We start from the raw sequence: 16,806 nt of genomic DNA, 5'->3' as shown, positions 1-16,806 counted from the left end.
TGTTCGGGCTGGCTTATGCCCAGTCCGGGTAATTGCCGTGTGAGTGTCGACAGTAAGGATCCTGCGTGTCTCCCATGGCCCGCACCGCACCGGTGCCCGCCGCAACAGATCCGGCCATCATCCGGAACTTCTGCATCATTGCCCACATTGACCACGGTAAATCCACCCTGGCCGACCGCATGCTGCAGTTCACCGGCGTCGTTCAGCAACGCGACATGAAGGCCCAGTATCTGGATCGCATGGATATTGAGCGCGAACGCGGTATCACCATCAAGTCCCAGGCTGTCCGCATGCCTTGGGAACTGGACGGCACCAGCTATGCCCTGAACATGATCGACACTCCGGGTCACGTCGACTTCACCTACGAGGTTTCCCGGTCCCTGGCAGCCTGCGAGGGCGCGGTTCTGCTGGTCGACGCGGCACAGGGCATCGAGGCCCAAACCCTTGCCAACCTGTACCTGGCGATGGAAAACAACCTGACCATCATTCCGGTCCTGAACAAGATCGACCTCCCTGCGGCCCAGCCCGAGAAATACGCGGCTGAGCTCGCCAACCTCATCGGTGGGGAACCGGAGGACGTTCTGAAGGTTTCCGGCAAGACGGGCGTGGGCGTCGAAGCGCTCCTGGACAAGATCGTCCGCGATTTGCCTTCCCCCGTAGGCGATCCTGACGCTCCCGCCCGGGCCATGATCTTCGACTCGGTCTATGACACCTACCGGGGCGTCGTAACTTATGTCCGTGTTGTGGATGGCATGCTGCATCCCCGCGAACGTATCCAGATGATGTCTACCCGTGCAACGCACGAGCTTCTCGAAATCGGCGTGAGTTCCCCGGAGCCCACGCCCTCGAAGGGCTTGGGCGTTGGCGAGGTGGGCTACCTGATCACCGGCGTGAAAGATGTCCGTCAGTCCAAGGTCGGCGACACCGTCACCAACCTGGCCAAGCCGGCGTCGGAATCCCTCAGCGGTTACGCAGATGCCAAGCCGATGGTCTTCTCGGGCCTGTACCCCTTGGATGGCACGGATTATCCGGTCCTTCGCGATGCGCTCGAAAAGCTCATGCTCAACGACGCCGCCCTGGTGTACGAGCCCGAGACCTCCGCTGCGCTGGGCTTCGGCTTCCGTGTGGGCTTCCTGGGGCTTCTGCACCTTGAAATCACGCGTGAGCGCCTCGAGCGTGAATACAACCTGGACCTCATTTCCACTGCTCCGAACGTGGAGTACGAGGTCACCCTGGAAGACAAGCGCGTCGTCCACGTCACCAACCCCAGCGAGTACCCCACAGGCAAGATCTCCGAGGTCCGCGAGCCCATGGTCTCTGCCACGGTCCTGGCGCCCAACGAGTTCGTTGGCGCCATCATGGAACTGTGCCAGAGCCGCCGCGGCCAGATGAAGGGCATGGATTACCTGTCCGAGGACCGCGTGGAGCTCCGATACTGGATCCCGCTGGCCGAGATCGTGTTCGACTTCTTCGACCTCCTGAAGTCCAAGACCCGCGGTTACGCCTCGCTGGACTGGAAGGCCGACGGCGAACAGGTCGCCGACCTCGTCAAGGTCGACATCCTGCTACAAGGTGAACAAGTGGATGCGTTCAGCGCCATCACCCACCGCGACAAGGCCTACGCCTACGGTGTGATGATGACCGGAAAGCTCCGCGAGCTTATTCCCAGGCAGCAGTTCGAAGTGCCCATCCAGGCAGCCATTGGCTCCCGCATCATCGCCCGTGAGAGCATCCGTGCCATCCGCAAGGACGTTCTTGCCAAGTGCTACGGCGGTGACATCACGCGTAAGCGCAAGCTGCTCGAAAAGCAAAAAGAAGGCAAGAAGCGCATGAAGATGGTGGGCCGCGTTGAGGTTCCCCAGGAGGCCTTCATCGCAGCACTGACGACCGACGAGTCCAAGGACAAGGCCAAGAAGTAAATGCCCAGCGTCCTTCCTTTGGGCGATCCGGCACCTGCGGATGGATTATTGCCACCGCAGGTGCTGGACGGCGTCGAGCAACGCAAATTCGGGCTCTACGTGCACATTCCGTTTTGTGCCGTACGGTGTGGCTATTGCGATTTCAATACGTACACCGCCACGGAGCTCGGCGGGGGAGCGTCGCAGGATGCCTATGCTTCCACGGCTGTTTCCGAAGTCGCTTTCGCGGCGACGGCCCTTGAGGCTTCAGGCCTTCCGCATCGTCCACTAAGCACAGTATTTTTTGGCGGCGGTACGCCCACGCTCCTGCCTGCGGAGGATCTCGCAGAGATCCTGCGCGCCGCCGTCGGCTACTGGGGCTTGGAGCCCGGCGCTGAGGTGACCACCGAGGCCAATCCGGACTCTGTAACACCCGAATCCTTGAAGGTGCTTGCGGACGCGGGCTTCACCCGCGTGTCCTTCGGCATGCAGTCTGCGGTTCCGCACGTGCTGAAAGTGCTGGACCGCACCCACACTCCCAGCCGGGTTCCGCTGGTGGTGCAATGGGCCCGCGAAGCAGGCCTCTCCGTCAGCCTGGACCTTATCTACGGGACACCAGGGGAGTCCATGGAGGACTGGGAGTTCTCACTCAAGACGGCACTCTCGTACGGGCCGGACCACATCAGCGCCTACGCATTGATAGTCGAGGACGGCACCAAACTTGCCGCGCAGATCAAACGTGGCCAGGTGCCCGGAATCGACGACGACGACCACGCCGCCAAGTATGAACTGGCGGACAAGATGATCTCCTCGGCCGGCTTGAACTGGTACGAAGTCAGCAACTGGTCGAGGACTCCGGATCAGGCGTGCAAGCACAATCTCGCGTACTGGCGCGGAGACGACTGGTGGGGAATCGGCCCCGGCGCGCACTCACACGTGGGCGGTGTCCGGTGGTGGAACGTCAAACACCCCACGGCCTACGCATCACGATTGGGGGCAGGGACCTCACCTGCCGCAGGGCGCGAAACCCTCGACGCCGGCACCCGGGAAGTCGAGCGGATCATGCTGGAGGCGCGGCTCGGAACGGGACTTGCCGTAGATGCCCTGGATGCGATTGGGCGCCACGCGATGGCGGGCCTCATTGCTGACGAACTGGTTGATCCGGTTCAGGCATTCAAGGGACGACTGGTTCTTACCCTTAAGGGAAGGTTGCTCGCAGATGCCGTAGTCCGCAGGATCCTGCCGGACTGACCTTCGCCTGGGACTGACAGCCCGGTACGGTACCCCCGGAGTCATCGGGCGGATCGGGGTCCTACTTGATCCAGCGCAGGTTGAAACGGTAGCGGTGCGGCTGGCCGTGGTTGACCCGGATGCCCGCTGAAACAGAGAAGCACGTCAGTGCCACCCAGATACCCGTGGCAATGACGGCAAAAATGTTTCCCACCACCGGCAGCAGAACAAGGATGTTGGCCAAGACGGCGGCAATGGTGGGAGGCAAAGTGAAATTCAGTGCCTCCTTGGATTCCTGCGCAGTGAACGGCCCGCGGTCGCGGAAAATCAGGTAGATCAGGAGAGCCGGCAAGCATCCAAGGATGCCGCCGAAGTGCGCCAAAGTGGCCCACTGCCTGTCCTCGCTGGCTGTCAACGGGAGTGCGTTGGCAGGGGCGCCATGGTACTGGGGCCGGCCTGCGGCGCTGCCCGGTTCTTCAGGAGCGTTATCTGCCACGGTGTCTTCCCTTTGCTTTAAATGCTTTAAAGATGCTGCTGTGTTGCTGTCCAAGAATACCGGGCCGCGCGTCCTTCCCGGGACCAACGCCCCGGAAGCATGCCGGATCCTGATGATCCGGACCGTGGACTACGGGACGGTGAGGAAGTCGATGACTTCTTCCACACGCCCCAACAACGATGCCTCAAGGTCCGCATAGCTGTGCACTGCGCCCAGCAGGCGCTGCCAGCCCAGCCCGATGTCCTCCGCTGTTTCGTGGGGCCAACCGAAGGCCGTGAGAATCCCGGTCTTCCAATCAGTGCCGCGGGCAACGGCGGGCCATTGCTCGATGCCCAGGACCTTCGGCCGGATGGCCTGCCACACGTCCACATAAGGGTGGCCCACGATCAGGACGTTGCCTGCAGCGCCGGGGACAGTCATGGCCTCGGCCGCGATCCGGGACTCCTTTGAGCCCGCCACGAGGTGGTCCACCAGGATGCCAAGGCGGCGGCCGGGACCGGGTCGGAAGTCGGCAATGGCGGACTTGAGGTCGTCCACGCCGTGGAGCGGTTCCACCACAATTCCTTCAACACGGAGGTCGTCACCCCAGACTTTCTCCACGAGTTCAGCGTCGTGCTTGCCCTCCACCCAGATGCGGCTGGCCTTCGCGACCTGCGCCCGTTGCCCCTGGACCTTTACCGAACCCGAGGCCGTGCGATTCGCCTGAACCGCTGAAGCGGGCCGGCGAGGGGCCGGAGGCATCAACCTGATCGCTTGTCCTTCGAGAAGGAATCCGTACCCGAGTTGGAACGACTTCGTTTTACCGCGCCTGTCCTCGAGCGACACGATGTGCATGCCACCGGTCTTTTCCACCCGGGTGACTTCGCCCACCCATCCTGACTGGACGTCTTCGAGGACCATGCCGCGTTGCACCGGCACCTCAGGGAGCTGGCGTTTGGCTGGAGCGGTCAGGTCCTGCGGGCCCCAATTGTCGAAAGCCAAGGAATTCCTACCTCTGTGGTGATGTGAAAGGGGACAGGGGCGGGTTGCCGTCAGCCGGTATCGGGACGCCGCCCTGGATGCAGTCCTCGGACGGTTTCAATGCTAACAACGTGGTGGCTCATACTAGACTTGTTAGCACTTGGGCATGTTGAGTGCTAAGTGTGCGGTGATCCATTGGAGGTCCCGCGGGGACCGGTCCCATGGACCATGGCAGTCGTCAGGAGGTGTAGCAATGAGTGAGCCACGCAAATTGGAAGTGCTGCGTGCCATCGTTGAGGATTACGTGCATTCCCGGGAGCCGGTGGGATCGAAAGCCCTCGTTGAGCGTCATCACCTGGGTGTTTCCAGTGCCACCATCCGCAATGACATGGCTGTCCTGGAAGAAGAAGGTCTCATTGCCGCCCCGCATACCAGTGCCGGCCGAATCCCCACTGACAAGGGCTATCGCCTGTTCGTTGACCGCATCTCCCAGGTCAAGCCGTTGTCCGCCGCCGAGCGTCGGGCAATTCATTCGCTGCTTGAAGGACCCGACGACGTCGATGACATTCTTGAGCGCACAGTACGGCTCCTTTCCCAGCTGACCAACCAGGTCGCCGTCGTGCAGTATCCCCACTCGCACCGCGCATTGGTCCGCCACGCGGAGTTCGTTCTGCTGGCCCCCAAACAGGTGCTGGTGGTCCTCATTGCGGACACCGGGAGCGTCGTGCAAAAAGTCATCGACGCCGGTTCGGACGTGGGGAACGAGGCTTTGATGTTGTTGAGGTCACGATTCCTCGGCAGCATCGCCGGCACCCAGCTGGCACTCCTGCCGCAGGTGTTACCGTCGGTGGTGGCCCTTTGCCCGCCGGATCTTCGTGCCCTCGCCCAAAGGCTGGCCAATGGCTTGGAGTCCCTGAGCGACACCAGCCGTGAGGAACGCATTCTGATGGCCGGTACGGCCAACCTCGCACGTTCCAACGTTGACTTCCCGCTAAGCATCGGTCCCGTGCTTGAGGCCCTTGAGGAACAAGTTGTCATGCTCCGGTTGTTGTCGGACATGGGAGACGATCCCCGGGGCGTGACAGTCAGCATTGGCCGGGAGAATCCGTACGACGGCCTGGCCGAGGCCTCTGTAGTGGCCACCGGCTACGGTTCCGGCGCCAAGGTGGGAATCCTTGGACCGACCCGCATGGACTATCCCACCACCATGGCAGCAGTTCGTGCCGTGGCCCGTTACCTTTCCCGCATTCTCGGCGGCTGAACACCGGCCCGGGAAAACATCCGCAGTACAACCAGGAAGAGATACCGACTTTGAGCAGCCACTATGACGTTTTGGGAGTCTCGCCGGAAGCCACCGGGGAAGAGATCAAAAAGGCGTACCGCAAGTTGGCGCGGAAACTTCACCCGGACGTAAACCCGGGTGAAGATGTCGCGGAGCAGTTCAAGGCCGTGACGCACGCTTACGAAGTGTTGTCAGATCCCCAGAAGCGCCGCGTCTACGATGCCACGGGCAACGAGAACGGCACTGATAACGGCTTCGGCGGCGGCTACGCCGGCCAGGGCTTCGCCTTCCAGGACATCTTCGACACGTTCTTTGGCGGCGGCGGTGGACACGGAGGGCCCGCCTCCCGCGTACGACGTGGCCAGGACGCCCTTATCAGCGTTCGGATCGACCTCAAGGATGCCGTGTTCGGCGTCAACAAGAAGCTTGAAGTGGACACAGCCGTGGTCTGCCCCACCTGCGACGGCAGCTGCTGCCGCCCGGGAACCCACCCTGAACGCTGCGACATCTGTGGTGGCAGCGGCCAGGTTCAGCGCGCCGTCCGCTCCATCCTGGGGCAGGTCATGACCACCGCCCCCTGTGGTTCCTGTGAAGGCTTCGGCACCGTCATCAAGGATCCCTGCAACGAATGCAACGGCCAGGGACGCATCAGGAGCCGCCGTTCGCTCACCATCAAGGTTCCCGCCGGCGTCGCTACCGGTACGCGAATCCAGCTGTCCGGCCAGGGCGAAGCAGGACCCGCAGGTGGTCCGGCCGGTGATCTCTACGTGGAGATCCGCGTCAACAACGATTCCACGTTCGTACGCGAAGGCGACGACCTCCACGCCACCCTCAGCGTGCCCATGACGGCTGCTGCCTTGGGGACCGACGTGCAGCTTGAGACGTTCGACGGCGCACAGGACATCGAAGTGAAGGCAGGCACGCAGTCCGGAGAGGTCATCACCCTTCGTGGCCTCGGCGTAACGCACCTGCGGGGCTACGGCCGCGGCGATCTCAAGGTTCACCTGCATGTGGAAACACCTACAAAACTGGACCATGCACAGGAAGAACTCCTCCAGCAGCTTGCCAAGCTCCGCGGCGAGCAGTTCACCGAAGGAAAACTGGTGGCCAGTGGTGGCATGTTCGCAAAGCTCCGGGACAAGCTCGGTAACCTGTAGCGGTGAGCAACCCCGTTTTCTTTACGCCGGCCGGCAGCCTCAGCCACGTAGCGCCCGGTACTGATTTTGTCCTGGAGGGTCCGGAGGCCCGCCACGCAGTGACGGTGAAGCGCTTGGCCGTCGGTGAGTCCGTTGACATCGCCGACGGCGCAGGTGCCCGTCTCACTGGTGTGGTCGCCGAAGCGACGCCCGGTGCCCTGACGGTCACCGCCACCGACATCGTCTTCGAAGCCCAGCCGGACGTTCGATTGGTACTGGTTCAGGCGTTGGCCAAGGGTGATCGCGACGAGCTCGCAATCGAGACGGCAACGGAACTCGGCATTGATGCCGTGATTCCCTGGCAGTCGGAGCGATCCATCGTGCGCTGGAAGGCGGAGCGGGCAGCCAAGGCGCATGCGAAATGGGAGTCAGTGGTCACCGCGGCTGCAAAGCAGGCGCGCAGGGCCTGGGTACCTCCAGTCCGCCCGATCGTCGACTCCAGCGGTTTGGTGAAAGCCGTTGCCGAGGCCGACTTGGCCGTCATTCTTCACGAGGACGCCAAAAACCCTCTGCGGGAGGTCCTGGAGAGGCTGGATGTCAACGGCGCTTCACCCAGTGAGGTTCTGTTGATCGTGGGGCCTGAGGGCGGGATCTCGCCGCGTGAAGTGACGCGGCTTAGCGATGCAGGGGCCGTGACGGCCCTCTTGGGTCACCATGTCCTGCGGTCGTCGACGGCGGGACCCGCCGCCGTCGTCCTGGCCAGCGACGTCCTCGGTCGCTGGTAGCCGGCGAACGTCGAATCAGGCCACGGTGAACAACCGGGTGTCCGTGCTCGATTCGATGGCCTTGCCGGCATCGTCGACCTCGGTTACCCGCAATTCATATTTTCCGGGTTTCAGTGTCGCGCCGAAGCTGAACAGACCATACTGCCCGGGTTCGCCGGTTGCTTTGGTCTGGCCCGTGAGCAGGCTCGACTTCTCACCCTTGCCGTTGTCCTGAAGGATCTGCCAGCTGATGGGCCGTGAATTGTCCGTGGTGCGCCCGTTGAACTTGATCAAACCAGGGGGCAGGGACACGTCCTCCTGCGGATCGATGATCCACAGCGGCGCCACCAAGGAAGCATCACGCGTCATGGGTTCGCCAAGTTTCACTTGCCCGAACGCCATGTAGTCCTTGTGTCCGTCAACGAGAATGACCACTTGGATCTGCTGTCCGGAGTTGATGAGTCCGGAGGACGATGCCGCGGCCGACGCGGTGTAAACCAGCTGCTGGATGGCCCGTTGCGCCATCCCGGCATCGAGGTTTGAGTTGAAGGCGTCGCGGGACACATCAACGGTGATCACGTTTTTCCCCGAGATGGAGGTCGCCAGGCTTCCTGGTTCCTGCCAGGGCGTGAAGAAGTCGTGATCCAGGGGCTTTTCCGCCATCATGATCCGCAGGGCCGTCGTCACAGGATTGCCGTCACCGGAAATGTCCCGGAACTCACGGTAGAGGTAGACCTCCTCCTTGCTCCGCCCGATCCAGTAGACGGGAATCTTGGTGGACGCCTGCGTCGTTTCCAGTGGTGCGTTGCTCGCAGGGGCGTCCTGGACCGTCATCGGAGGCGAGCTCTGTGTCGCCTGACTGCCCCCTCCGCCGTTGGCGATGCAACCAGTGAGCAGCATGACAGCAAGCATCGCCGGCGCAACGACGGCGGACTTGGTCCGCTTGCGTGCGCCGCTTCCGTTGCTCGCTGGCTCGGTGATGGCGTTTCCTGTCTGACGATGCAAAACGCGGCCGCCTATGGGGCGGGCCGCTGGGGTCGGAACTGCGGGGGCTCGACCACCCGCTATGCCAGCTTGGCACATCGTCGACGGCGTCCGGCCGGGTTTCTGCGGACGCCGGCCAACTGAAACATGATTGATACCGGCTTGATGCCGAGTTGAGACAAAATGTCAGCAGTGCAGCGGCGGCAGTGATCCGGACCATTGGCGAGGTTCATCCCGGGCCGCGCTGGCGTAGGATTGCGTCATACGATCAACCGGAGGAGAACAGGCCGTACGGCCAGCACTATGAGTGAATCTTTGAACGGGCGGCTCAGGACCGGAAACGGGAACCAGCCGACCACCGAGTTCCCGCACACCTTACCGGGCACGCGCACGGAAGTTGTCACCTTCGACAACTCCGACCAGATGGTTCACTCGCTGGGCAGCCACGATGAAGCCCTGCGGTACATCGAGGAACAGTTCCAGGACGTCAACTTCCACGTCCGGGGCAACGAGCTTTCCATGACCGGTCCCGCAACCGTCATTCCCCGCATCATGCGCCTCCTTGAGGAAGTGCGCGGTCTTGTGGCGAAGGGGACATTGATAACGCCTGATGTGCTCCAGCAGTTGGTGTCCCTCCTGCGGACCCAGTCTGTGCAGAACCCCGCGGACGTCCTGACCCACAACATTCTTTCCAGCCGTGGCAAGACCATCAGGCCCAAGACGCTGAACCAGAAAAACTATGTTGACGCCATTGACGACAACACGGTGATTTTCGGAATTGGCCCTGCAGGTACGGGCAAGACCTACCTGGCCATGGCCAAGGCCGTCCAGGCGCTCCAAATGAAGGAAGTCAGCCGGATCATCCTGACGCGGCCCGCCGTTGAAGCGGGGGAGAGGCTGGGATTCCTTCCAGGCACTCTGAGCGACAAGATCGACCCCTATCTGCGCCCCCTTTACGATGCCCTGCACGACATGATGGATCCGGAATCCATCCCGCGATTGATGGCGGCGGGCACCATCGAAGTGGCTCCGTTGGCCTACATGCGTGGTCGGACCCTCAACGACGCCTTCATCATCCTTGATGAAGCCCAGAACACCACTCCGGAACAGATGAAGATGTTCCTGACCCGGCTTGGCTTTGGCTCCAAAATGGTGGTCACCGGTGACGTCACGCAGATCGACCTGCCCTTCGGAGCAACGTCCGGGCTGCGTATTGTCCGGGAAATCCTGACCGGGATCGACGACGTGAATTTCTCCATCCTCGAGGCCGCAGACGTAGTACGGCACCGCCTGGTGGGCGATATCGTCTCCGCCTACAGCGCGTGGGATGATGCCCACCGCGCAGAGGCAGCACACACACCTAAACGTGGAGAACGTAAATGAGCATTGAAGTCAACAACGAGTCCGGCGTGGCAGTGGATGAAGCGCAGCTGGTGACGTTGTCCCGCTTCATCTTTGAGCGCCTGTATATCCACCCCCAGGCAGAGCTGTCCATCCTGCTGGTGGACGAACCCGCCATGGAGAAACTGCACATTGAGCTGATGGACGAGCCGGGAGCCACCGATGTGCTGTCCGTGCCCATGGACGAACTGACGCCCGGCACCCCGGACAAGCCAACTCCGCAGGGCATGCTTGGAGACATCGCGATCTGCCCGCAGGTGGCTGAAGTGCAGGCCCGCAACGCGGGCCACCCTACGCAGGATGAAATGCTGTTGCTGACCACGCACGGAATCCTCCACCTGCTGGGCTTTGACCACGCCGAGCCCGATGAAAAAGAAGAAATGTTTGGCTTGCAGCGGGAACTGCTGTCTGAATTCCTGGGCAAGGATGCCCCCATGGAGACCATGCAGTGACGTCGATCATTCTGGTCGGCATGGCGCTGGTATTCCTCAGCTTTGTTGCCCTGCTGACTGCGGCCGAGGCTGCGTTCAACTTCCTGCCGCGGCATGAGGCAGAACAATCCATTGGCCGGAGCAAGGGCAAGGCCCTGGCGGGCATCCTTGAAAACCCGATCGCCCACATGCGGGCCCTGCGCTTTTGGCGTGTGTGGTTTGAAATGGCAGCGGCAGTGGCCGTCGCGGTTGTCCTCCACAGCCTGCTGGACAACGTCTGGCTCGCCGGGCTTGCGGCAACAGGCATCATGGCCGTGATCGGCTTTGTGCTCGTCGGCGTTTCGCCCCGGCAATTGGGACGCGCGCACTCCGGACCCGTGGTGCGTTTCACGGCACCGCTGATCAGGTTCCTGTGCTGGATCCTGGGCCCGATCCCAGGATGGCTGGTGTCGCTTGGCCAAGCAGTAGCCCCAGGCGCTCCCAGCGGTGACGACGCTTTTGTCAGTGAGGAAGAGTTCCGCGAGTTTGTCGACCGTGCGGCAGAGTCGGACATGATCGAAGACAACGAAGCGGAGCTCATCCATTCGGTCTTTGACTTTGGCGACACTTTGGTGCGTTCCGTCATGGTTCCCCGCACGGACATCGTCAGCATCGCTACCGGCGCGGACCTTGAAACTGCCATGGGCTTGTTCCTGAGGTCGGGGTACTCGCGAATCCCTGTCATAGGTGAGAACACGGATCAGATCCGAGGCATTCTGTACCTCAAGGATGTTGCCGCAGCGATGTACCGCGGCGAACCGGGCTTGCAGGCGCACGACGTCGATTCGCTGGCCCGCGATGTCCGATACGTCCCCGAGTCCAAGCCGGTGAGTGATTTGCTGAGGGAACTCCAGCAGGAGTCCACCCACGTGGCCATTGTCATTGATGAATACGGCGGAACCGCCGGCCTGGTGACTTTGGAAGACCTCATTGAGGAAATCGTGGGTGAAATCGTTGACGAATACGATGCCGCAGCGGAGGAAGCCGTCGACCTGGGCGACGGGCAGTACCGGGTGAGTGCGCGAATGAGCATCGATGACCTTGGGGAACTGTTCGATATTGACCTCGACGATGACGAGGTGGACACCGTTGGCGGCCTCCTCGCAAAGGCGCTTGGCCAGGTTCCGATTGTTGGAAGCTCGGTTGAAGTGAACGGCGTGTTCCTTAAGGCAGATAGGCTGGAGGGTCGCCGAAACAGGGTCAGCCATATCATTGCGGCCGCCATGCCAAAGGAAGACACTGACCTTGAAGACCTTCTCGACGACGCCGACTCAACGCAACAGGGAGTTCCACGTGAGCAAGCAAAATAAGAAATTCGACGCCGATAGCGACTTCGGCGGCTTTCACGCGGGGTTCTCGGTGCTGGTGGGCCGGCCGAATGCGGGCAAGTCGACCCTGACCAATGCCTTGGTGGGCCAGAAGGTGGCCATTACCTCGGCCAAACCGCAGACCACGCGTCACACCATCCGCGGTATCGTCCACCGCGAGGACGCACAATTGATCCTCGTGGACACCCCGGGACTTCACCGTCCCCGGACCCTTTTGGGAAAGCGCCTCAACGAGCTTGTCGCCGATACCCTGGCCGAAGTTGATGCCATCGGTTTCTGCTTGCCCGCCAACGAAAAGATCGGCCCCGGCGACAAATTCATCGCAGCCCAGCTGGCCGCCGTCGGGCGCAAGCCGATCGTTGCTTTGGTGACCAAGACAGATCTTGTCGACAGGCAGGCTCTCACGGAGCAGCTGCTCGCTGTCGCAGCGCTCGGCCGTGAGGTTCTGGGTGAACAAGGCTGGGCCGACATCGTTCCGGTGTCAGCTGCTGATGGTTTCCAGGTTTCCACCGTCGCCGACGTCCTGATCAGCCACATGCCTTCCTCCCCGCCGCTTTATCCGGATGGTGAGCTGACAGATGAGCCGGAAGCGGTCATGATCGCTGAGCTCATCCGTGAAGCCGCCTTGGAGGGTGTCCGGGACGAGCTTCCGCACTCCTTGGCAGTTGTGGTGGAGGAAATCGTTCCGCGTGAAGGCCGGTCCGAGGACAACCCGCTCCTGGATGTCCGGGTGAACCTCTATGTCGAGCGTCCCTCGCAGAAGGCCATCATTATTGGCAAGGGCGGAAGCCGTCTGCGCGAAGTGGGAACCAATGCCCGCAAGGGTATTGAAACCTTGCTGGGCACGCGGATCTACCTCGATCTGCACGTGAAAGTCGCCAAGGACTGGCAGCGGGACCCCAAGCAATTGGTCAAACTAGGATTCTAGCCAGCAATGCTGGTTCCGGCGTGGCTCCCGGCCCGATAAGGAACTTCCCAGAAACGGCAACTATGATTGCGGGGATCGAGCTGTTTAAGGAAAGGTAAACCGAATAGTGCGACGTCGTGACGCCCGCCCAGAGGGCACCGGCACCGCAGGCCCCGTTGCGGCACGCCATGGAGCGGATGCTGACGGCACTCCGCGCCATATGAATGAACGCAAGGGACTGCCGCTCTGGTTGAAGATTGTCACCGGTGTGGTCTCGGTTGCCCTGGTTGCCGGCGTCGCCTTCGCTGCTTTCTGGTTCATCCGGCTGCAGACCAACATCACCAAGGCGCCGCTTAGCGCCGCGGAGTCACGTAATGCCGGCGATGCCTTGGCCAACGACAAGACAGACCGCCTGCAGATCCTGATCCTTGGCTCCGATACCCGTGACGGGAAGAACGCCGAGTACGGAAGTACCGAAGACTCCACAGGCTATGGCCACTCGGACGTCATGATGCTGCTGGACATCTCTGCCGACAACAAGCGCGTCAACGTCCTCAGCTTCCCCAGGGACTTGTTGGTGGACGTTCCCCAGTGCACTGACCGTACCAACAACCAGACCTTTCCGGCCCGCAGCGGCGTGATGATCAACGAGGCCATGGCAGAGGCCGGCATCGGCTGCGCCGTGGATACCATCAATAAACTGACGGGCCTGGAAATCGACCACTTCATGATGGCCGACTTCAACGCCGTCAAGGAGCTTTCCCACGCTGTGGGTGGCGTCAACGTATGCGTCAGCGACCCCGTCTTTGATCCGGATTCCCGGCTCCGCCTGCCCAAGGGCGACTCCCTGGTCGAAGGCGAACAGGCCTTGGCCTTCCTACGGACCAGGCATGCGTTCGGCGATGGTGGAGACCTGGGCCGCATCAAGGGCCAGCAGGCATTCCTTTCTTCCCTGACGCGAAAGCTGAAGAGTGAAGGCACTCTGGGCAACCCGCAGCGACTCCTCCAGATCGCAGACGTAGTCACGCAGAATCTGACGGTCGACGAGGGCCTCGCTTCTGTACCGTCGCTGCTGACGATTGGTGGCCGCCTCAAAGACATTGATGTGTCCAAGGTGGCTTTTGTGGCCGTTCCCACGCAAGCTGCAGCAGTGGATCCAAACCGGCTGGAACTCGTTGAACCTCAAGCGTCCCAACTCTTCGCAGCACTGCGCGCGGACCTGGACCTGACCACGCCCGGGGCTACATCAACACCCACGCCTTCGGAAACCCCGGCACCCCAGCCCACGGCCACCACGCCTCCGGCGCCCGCCTACGACAAAGCCATCCAGCCTGTCTCTGTGGCCAACGGCAGTGGCGTGGGAACCAGGGCGCAGGAATTGATGACTGTTCTCACGGGCGCTGGATTTACCCAGGCAGTGAGCTACCTGGCCAACCCGGTGGACCAAACCGTGCTCTACTACGGGCAGGGATTTGCCGATGTGGCTGCAGATGCGGCCAAGCTCTACGGCATCCCGGCTGCCCAGGTGCAGGAGGCCCCCGGAGTGGCTGGCGTGCAGCTCTATGTGGGTACCGACTTCACTACCGGTACCGCCTACGGAGCAGCTTCGGTCCCGTCCAACGTGGTCAACCAGACGGCCAGCGACGCCGTGTGCCAGCAGGTGAACCCGCTCTACATCGATCAGTAAGCGAGGATCAGTACCTCAAGAGCCATTGCCGGTTCAAAGCGAAGGCCGGGCCAGTTGCGTAACTGGCCCGGCCGTCGTCGTCCTGCTTCCTACCAGATGCTGACGCGTTCCCCGGGTTCCGCCCACATGCCGTCCGACTCAGCCACTTCGAATGCTTCATGGAATGCATCGAGGTTCTTGGCGATTGCGTTGGTCCGGAACTCGTTGGGGGAGTGGGGGTCCGTGGCAAGCCTGCGGATTGCTTCCTCGGTCCGGATTACCTGACGCCACCCGGCCGCCCAGGACATGAAGAACCGTTGCGGACCGGTGAAGCCATCTATAACTTCCGGTTCCTTGCCATCAAGGCTGAGAAGGTATGCCTTGTAGGCGATGGTGAGGCCGCCCAGATCGCCAATGTTCTCACCCAGGGTGAGTTTGCCGTTCACCTTGTGCTCTGGGGCGGCATACGGTGAGAGAGCATCGAATTGCGCTACCAGCTTGGCGGTGAGTGCTTCGAATGCTGTGCGATCCTCCTCGGTCCACCAATTTCGCAACGCACCGCTGCCATCGAACTGCGATCCCTGGTCGTCGAAGCCATGGCCGATTTCGTGTCCGATCACTGCCCCGATTCCACCGTAGTTCACGGCGTCGTCCGCCTCGGCGGTAAAGAACGGCGGCTGGAGGATTGCCGCCGGGAACACAATCTCATTCAACATCGGGTGGTAGTAGGCGTTGACCGTCTGGGGCGTCATCAGCCACTTCGTCAGGTCGACGGGCTTGCCGATTTCGTCCAGATGGCGGTCAACGTCGGCGTCATGCGCGCGTTCAACATTTCCGAGAAGGTCATTGGGGTCAATCTCCACTGCGGAATAGTCGATCCACTTTTCCGGGAAGCCAATCTTGGGACGGAACGCATCCAACTTCTTGAGGGCTTCCTTCTTCGTCTCCTCACCCATCCAAGCCAAGGAAGAGATGCTCTCGCGGTAGGCCGCAATCAGGTTGGCCACCAAGGATTCCATCCGGGCTTTGTGACCGGGAGGGAAGTGCCGTTCGACGTAGATCTGACCGACTGCCTCACCCAGCGCAGCTTCCACGACGGCGACTCCGCGCTTCCAGCGTTCTTTGTTTTGCGGGGTACCGCTCAGGGTGGTGCCGTAGAAGTCGAAGTTTGTGTCCACGAACGCAGACGACAAATAGGGGGCGGCCGAACTGAGGACGCGGAGTGTCAGCCATTCCTTCCAGGCCTGCAATGGTTCGGACTCCAGCAGCGCGGCGGCGCCAGTGAAGAAGTCCGGGGTGCTGACAACGATCTCCCGCCGTTTCGCCGCGTCGACCCGAGCTGCGTCGAACCACGTGTCGAGCCAGGGGAACAACTCTGTGGCCTCTTCCGCAGATCTGAGGTTGTACGTCTTCTGGGGATCCCGGAGCGTGACGTTGTCCCAGTGATGCGAAGCCAGTGCCGTCTCAAGCGCGACGACGCGCTGTGCAGCCTCGGCGGCATCGGGAATGGAAGCGAGCGTGAAGAGTTTTTCGATGTAGCTGCTGTACGCCGACACAATGCCGGCGAACTTGTCGTCGCGGTAGTAGGACTCGTCGGGCAAACCCAAGCCGCCCTGCCCGATGTACAGCAGGATTCGTTCCGGGTTCCCGGCATCCGGCGCGGGATAGATGGAGAAGAGGCCGGACACATCCGAACGGAAAAGACGGCCGATCAAAGCTGCCAGGTCCTTGGGAGAGCTCACTGCGCTGACCTCGTCAAGGCGGCCCCGCACGGGTGCGAGTCCCTTTGCCTCTGCCGCAGCCTCGTCCATGAAGCTGGCGTAGAGGCCGCCAACCTTTTGTTCAATACCGGTGGCCGATTCGCCTTTGCCGGCGGCCTCTTCGATGATTGCCTTGACTGCGAGCTCGGCCCCGTCACGCAGGGCGGTGAAAGTTCCTTCCAACGGCCGGTCATCCGGAATCGTAGTGCTGTTGAGCCACGCGCCGTTGACGTGCTGGTATAGGTCGTCCTGGGGCCGGACGCTGTGGTCGATATTCGAAAGAGTGATCCCCGACTGTGGCACTGTGGCTCCTTGTGTGGACGCTGCAGCTGGTGTCGCCACCGCCGCGGCGTCTGCATAGTGGACGTTGCATGAGGTGTTGCACTGTCATCATACGCACCGTGTTACTGTAATTTTGTGCGTGCGGAAATGCTTCTTCTTAGCTGCCGCGGCGAGGCCTGAAAGCTATCTGACGCTGGGCCATCCTCGCCGCGGAGTTTCGTTGTGTCCGGCTAAGCTTTCAT

Annotated in this window: 14 protein-coding genes; 10 read left to right on the top strand and 4 right to left on the bottom strand. The window is 61.7% G+C overall.

All coding sequences use genetic code 11. From position 1 onward, the window contains the following. The first annotated feature begins 65 nt into the window (after positions 1-65). Together lepA and hemW are read left to right on the top strand one after the other, a co-directional pair. On the top strand, positions 66-1,919 hold the full coding sequence (gene lepA / locus PV760_RS05890; RefSeq protein WP_354627345.1) for a translation elongation factor 4: 1,854 nt from the start codon (positions 66-68) through the stop codon (positions 1,917-1,919). After that, positions 1,920-3,149: a radical SAM family heme chaperone HemW gene (gene hemW, locus PV760_RS05885; RefSeq protein WP_079581403.1), complete on the top strand. Its 1,230-nt coding sequence runs from the start codon at positions 1,920-1,922 to the stop codon at positions 3,147-3,149. It begins immediately after the preceding gene. Positions 3,150-3,210: 61 nt separating this feature from the next. Here hemW and PV760_RS05880 read toward each other — a convergent pair whose 3' ends face one another. Beyond that, positions 3,211-3,624, bottom strand: coding sequence for a DUF4870 domain-containing protein (locus tag PV760_RS05880; protein WP_018777707.1), 414 nt, complete (start codon positions 3,622-3,624; stop codon positions 3,211-3,213). A 129-nt stretch (positions 3,625-3,753) separates the two neighbouring features. Then, positions 3,754-4,605: a DUF3097 domain-containing protein gene (locus PV760_RS05875; protein ID WP_018777706.1), complete on the bottom strand. Its 852-nt coding sequence runs from the start codon at positions 4,603-4,605 to the stop codon at positions 3,754-3,756. Positions 4,606-4,837: 232 nt separating this feature from the next. On the opposite strand from PV760_RS05875, the gene hrcA reads away from it, so the two are divergent. From hrcA to PV760_RS05860, 3 genes are read left to right on the top strand one after another with little or no spacing between them, the layout of a single operon-like run. Next, positions 4,838-5,845, top strand: coding sequence for a heat-inducible transcriptional repressor HrcA (gene hrcA / locus PV760_RS05870; protein WP_055975892.1), 1,008 nt, complete (start codon positions 4,838-4,840; stop codon positions 5,843-5,845). Between the two features lie 50 nt (positions 5,846-5,895). Next, a complete protein-coding gene (gene dnaJ / locus PV760_RS05865; RefSeq protein ID WP_055975889.1) occupies positions 5,896-7,023 on the top strand; it encodes a molecular chaperone DnaJ in 1,128 nt (375 codons plus the stop codon). A 2-nt stretch (positions 7,024-7,025) separates the two neighbouring features. Then, positions 7,026-7,787: a 16S rRNA (uracil(1498)-N(3))-methyltransferase gene (locus PV760_RS05860; protein ID WP_354627344.1), complete on the top strand. Its 762-nt coding sequence runs from the start codon at positions 7,026-7,028 to the stop codon at positions 7,785-7,787. A gap of 15 nt (positions 7,788-7,802) precedes the next feature. Here the strand turns inward: PV760_RS05860 and PV760_RS05855 are convergent, their stop codons facing one another. After that, complete coding sequence (locus PV760_RS05855; RefSeq protein ID WP_035733628.1) at positions 7,803-8,678, bottom strand: GerMN domain-containing protein; 876 nt, start codon at positions 8,676-8,678, stop codon at positions 7,803-7,805. Positions 8,679-9,053: 375 nt separating this feature from the next. On the opposite strand from PV760_RS05855, the gene PV760_RS05850 reads away from it, so the two are divergent. The 5 genes from PV760_RS05850 (at position 9,054) to PV760_RS05830 (ending at position 14,543) form a co-directional block, all read left to right on the top strand. Then, positions 9,054-10,133: a PhoH family protein gene (locus tag PV760_RS05850; RefSeq protein WP_354627343.1), complete on the top strand. Its 1,080-nt coding sequence runs from the start codon at positions 9,054-9,056 to the stop codon at positions 10,131-10,133. Then, positions 10,130-10,603, top strand: a complete 474-nt coding sequence (ybeY, locus tag PV760_RS05845) for an rRNA maturation RNase YbeY (protein WP_018777700.1) — start codon at positions 10,130-10,132, stop codon at positions 10,601-10,603. The genes PV760_RS05850 and ybeY overlap by 4 nt, the downstream gene beginning before the upstream one ends. Then, complete coding sequence (locus PV760_RS05840) at positions 10,600-11,931, top strand: hemolysin family protein (RefSeq protein WP_354627341.1); 1,332 nt, start codon at positions 10,600-10,602, stop codon at positions 11,929-11,931. The genes ybeY and PV760_RS05840 overlap by 4 nt, the downstream gene beginning before the upstream one ends. After that, complete coding sequence (gene era, locus PV760_RS05835) at positions 11,915-12,877, top strand: GTPase Era (RefSeq protein ID WP_018777698.1); 963 nt, start codon at positions 11,915-11,917, stop codon at positions 12,875-12,877. The genes PV760_RS05840 and era overlap by 17 nt, the downstream gene beginning before the upstream one ends. A gap of 106 nt (positions 12,878-12,983) precedes the next feature. Next, positions 12,984-14,543, top strand: a complete 1,560-nt coding sequence (locus PV760_RS05830) for an LCP family protein (protein WP_354627339.1) — start codon at positions 12,984-12,986, stop codon at positions 14,541-14,543. An 89-nt stretch (positions 14,544-14,632) separates the two neighbouring features. Here PV760_RS05830 and PV760_RS05825 read toward each other — a convergent pair whose 3' ends face one another. After that, complete coding sequence (locus PV760_RS05825; protein ID WP_189075537.1) at positions 14,633-16,585, bottom strand: M13 family metallopeptidase; 1,953 nt, start codon at positions 16,583-16,585, stop codon at positions 14,633-14,635. Positions 16,586-16,806: the final 221 nt, after the last annotated feature.

The sequence above is a fragment of the Paenarthrobacter sp. CC6 genome, assembly GCF_040560085.1.
Classification (GTDB): Bacteria; Actinomycetota; Actinomycetes; order Actinomycetales; family Micrococcaceae; genus Arthrobacter; species Arthrobacter nicotinovorans.
The sequence above is the reverse complement of the archived record's forward strand: the minus strand, read 5'-3'. Positions and strand labels throughout refer to the sequence as shown.

What these genes read in the sequence shown, in the direction of transcription:
- PV760_RS05850 (WP_354627343.1), top strand. Translation starts at nt 9,054, where the DNA reads ATGAGTGAATCTTTGAACGGGCGGCTCAGGACCGGAAACGGGAACCAG.
- PV760_RS05855 (WP_035733628.1), bottom strand. Translation starts at nt 8,678, where the DNA reads ATGCTTGCTGTCATGCTGCTCACTGGTTGCATCGCCAACGGCGGAGGG.
- hemW (WP_079581403.1), top strand. Translation starts at nt 1,920, where the DNA reads ATGCCCAGCGTCCTTCCTTTGGGCGATCCGGCACCTGCGGATGGATTA.
- ybeY (WP_018777700.1), top strand. Translation starts at nt 10,130, where the DNA reads ATGAGCATTGAAGTCAACAACGAGTCCGGCGTGGCAGTGGATGAAGCG.
- hrcA (WP_055975892.1), top strand. Translation starts at nt 4,838, where the DNA reads ATGAGTGAGCCACGCAAATTGGAAGTGCTGCGTGCCATCGTTGAGGAT.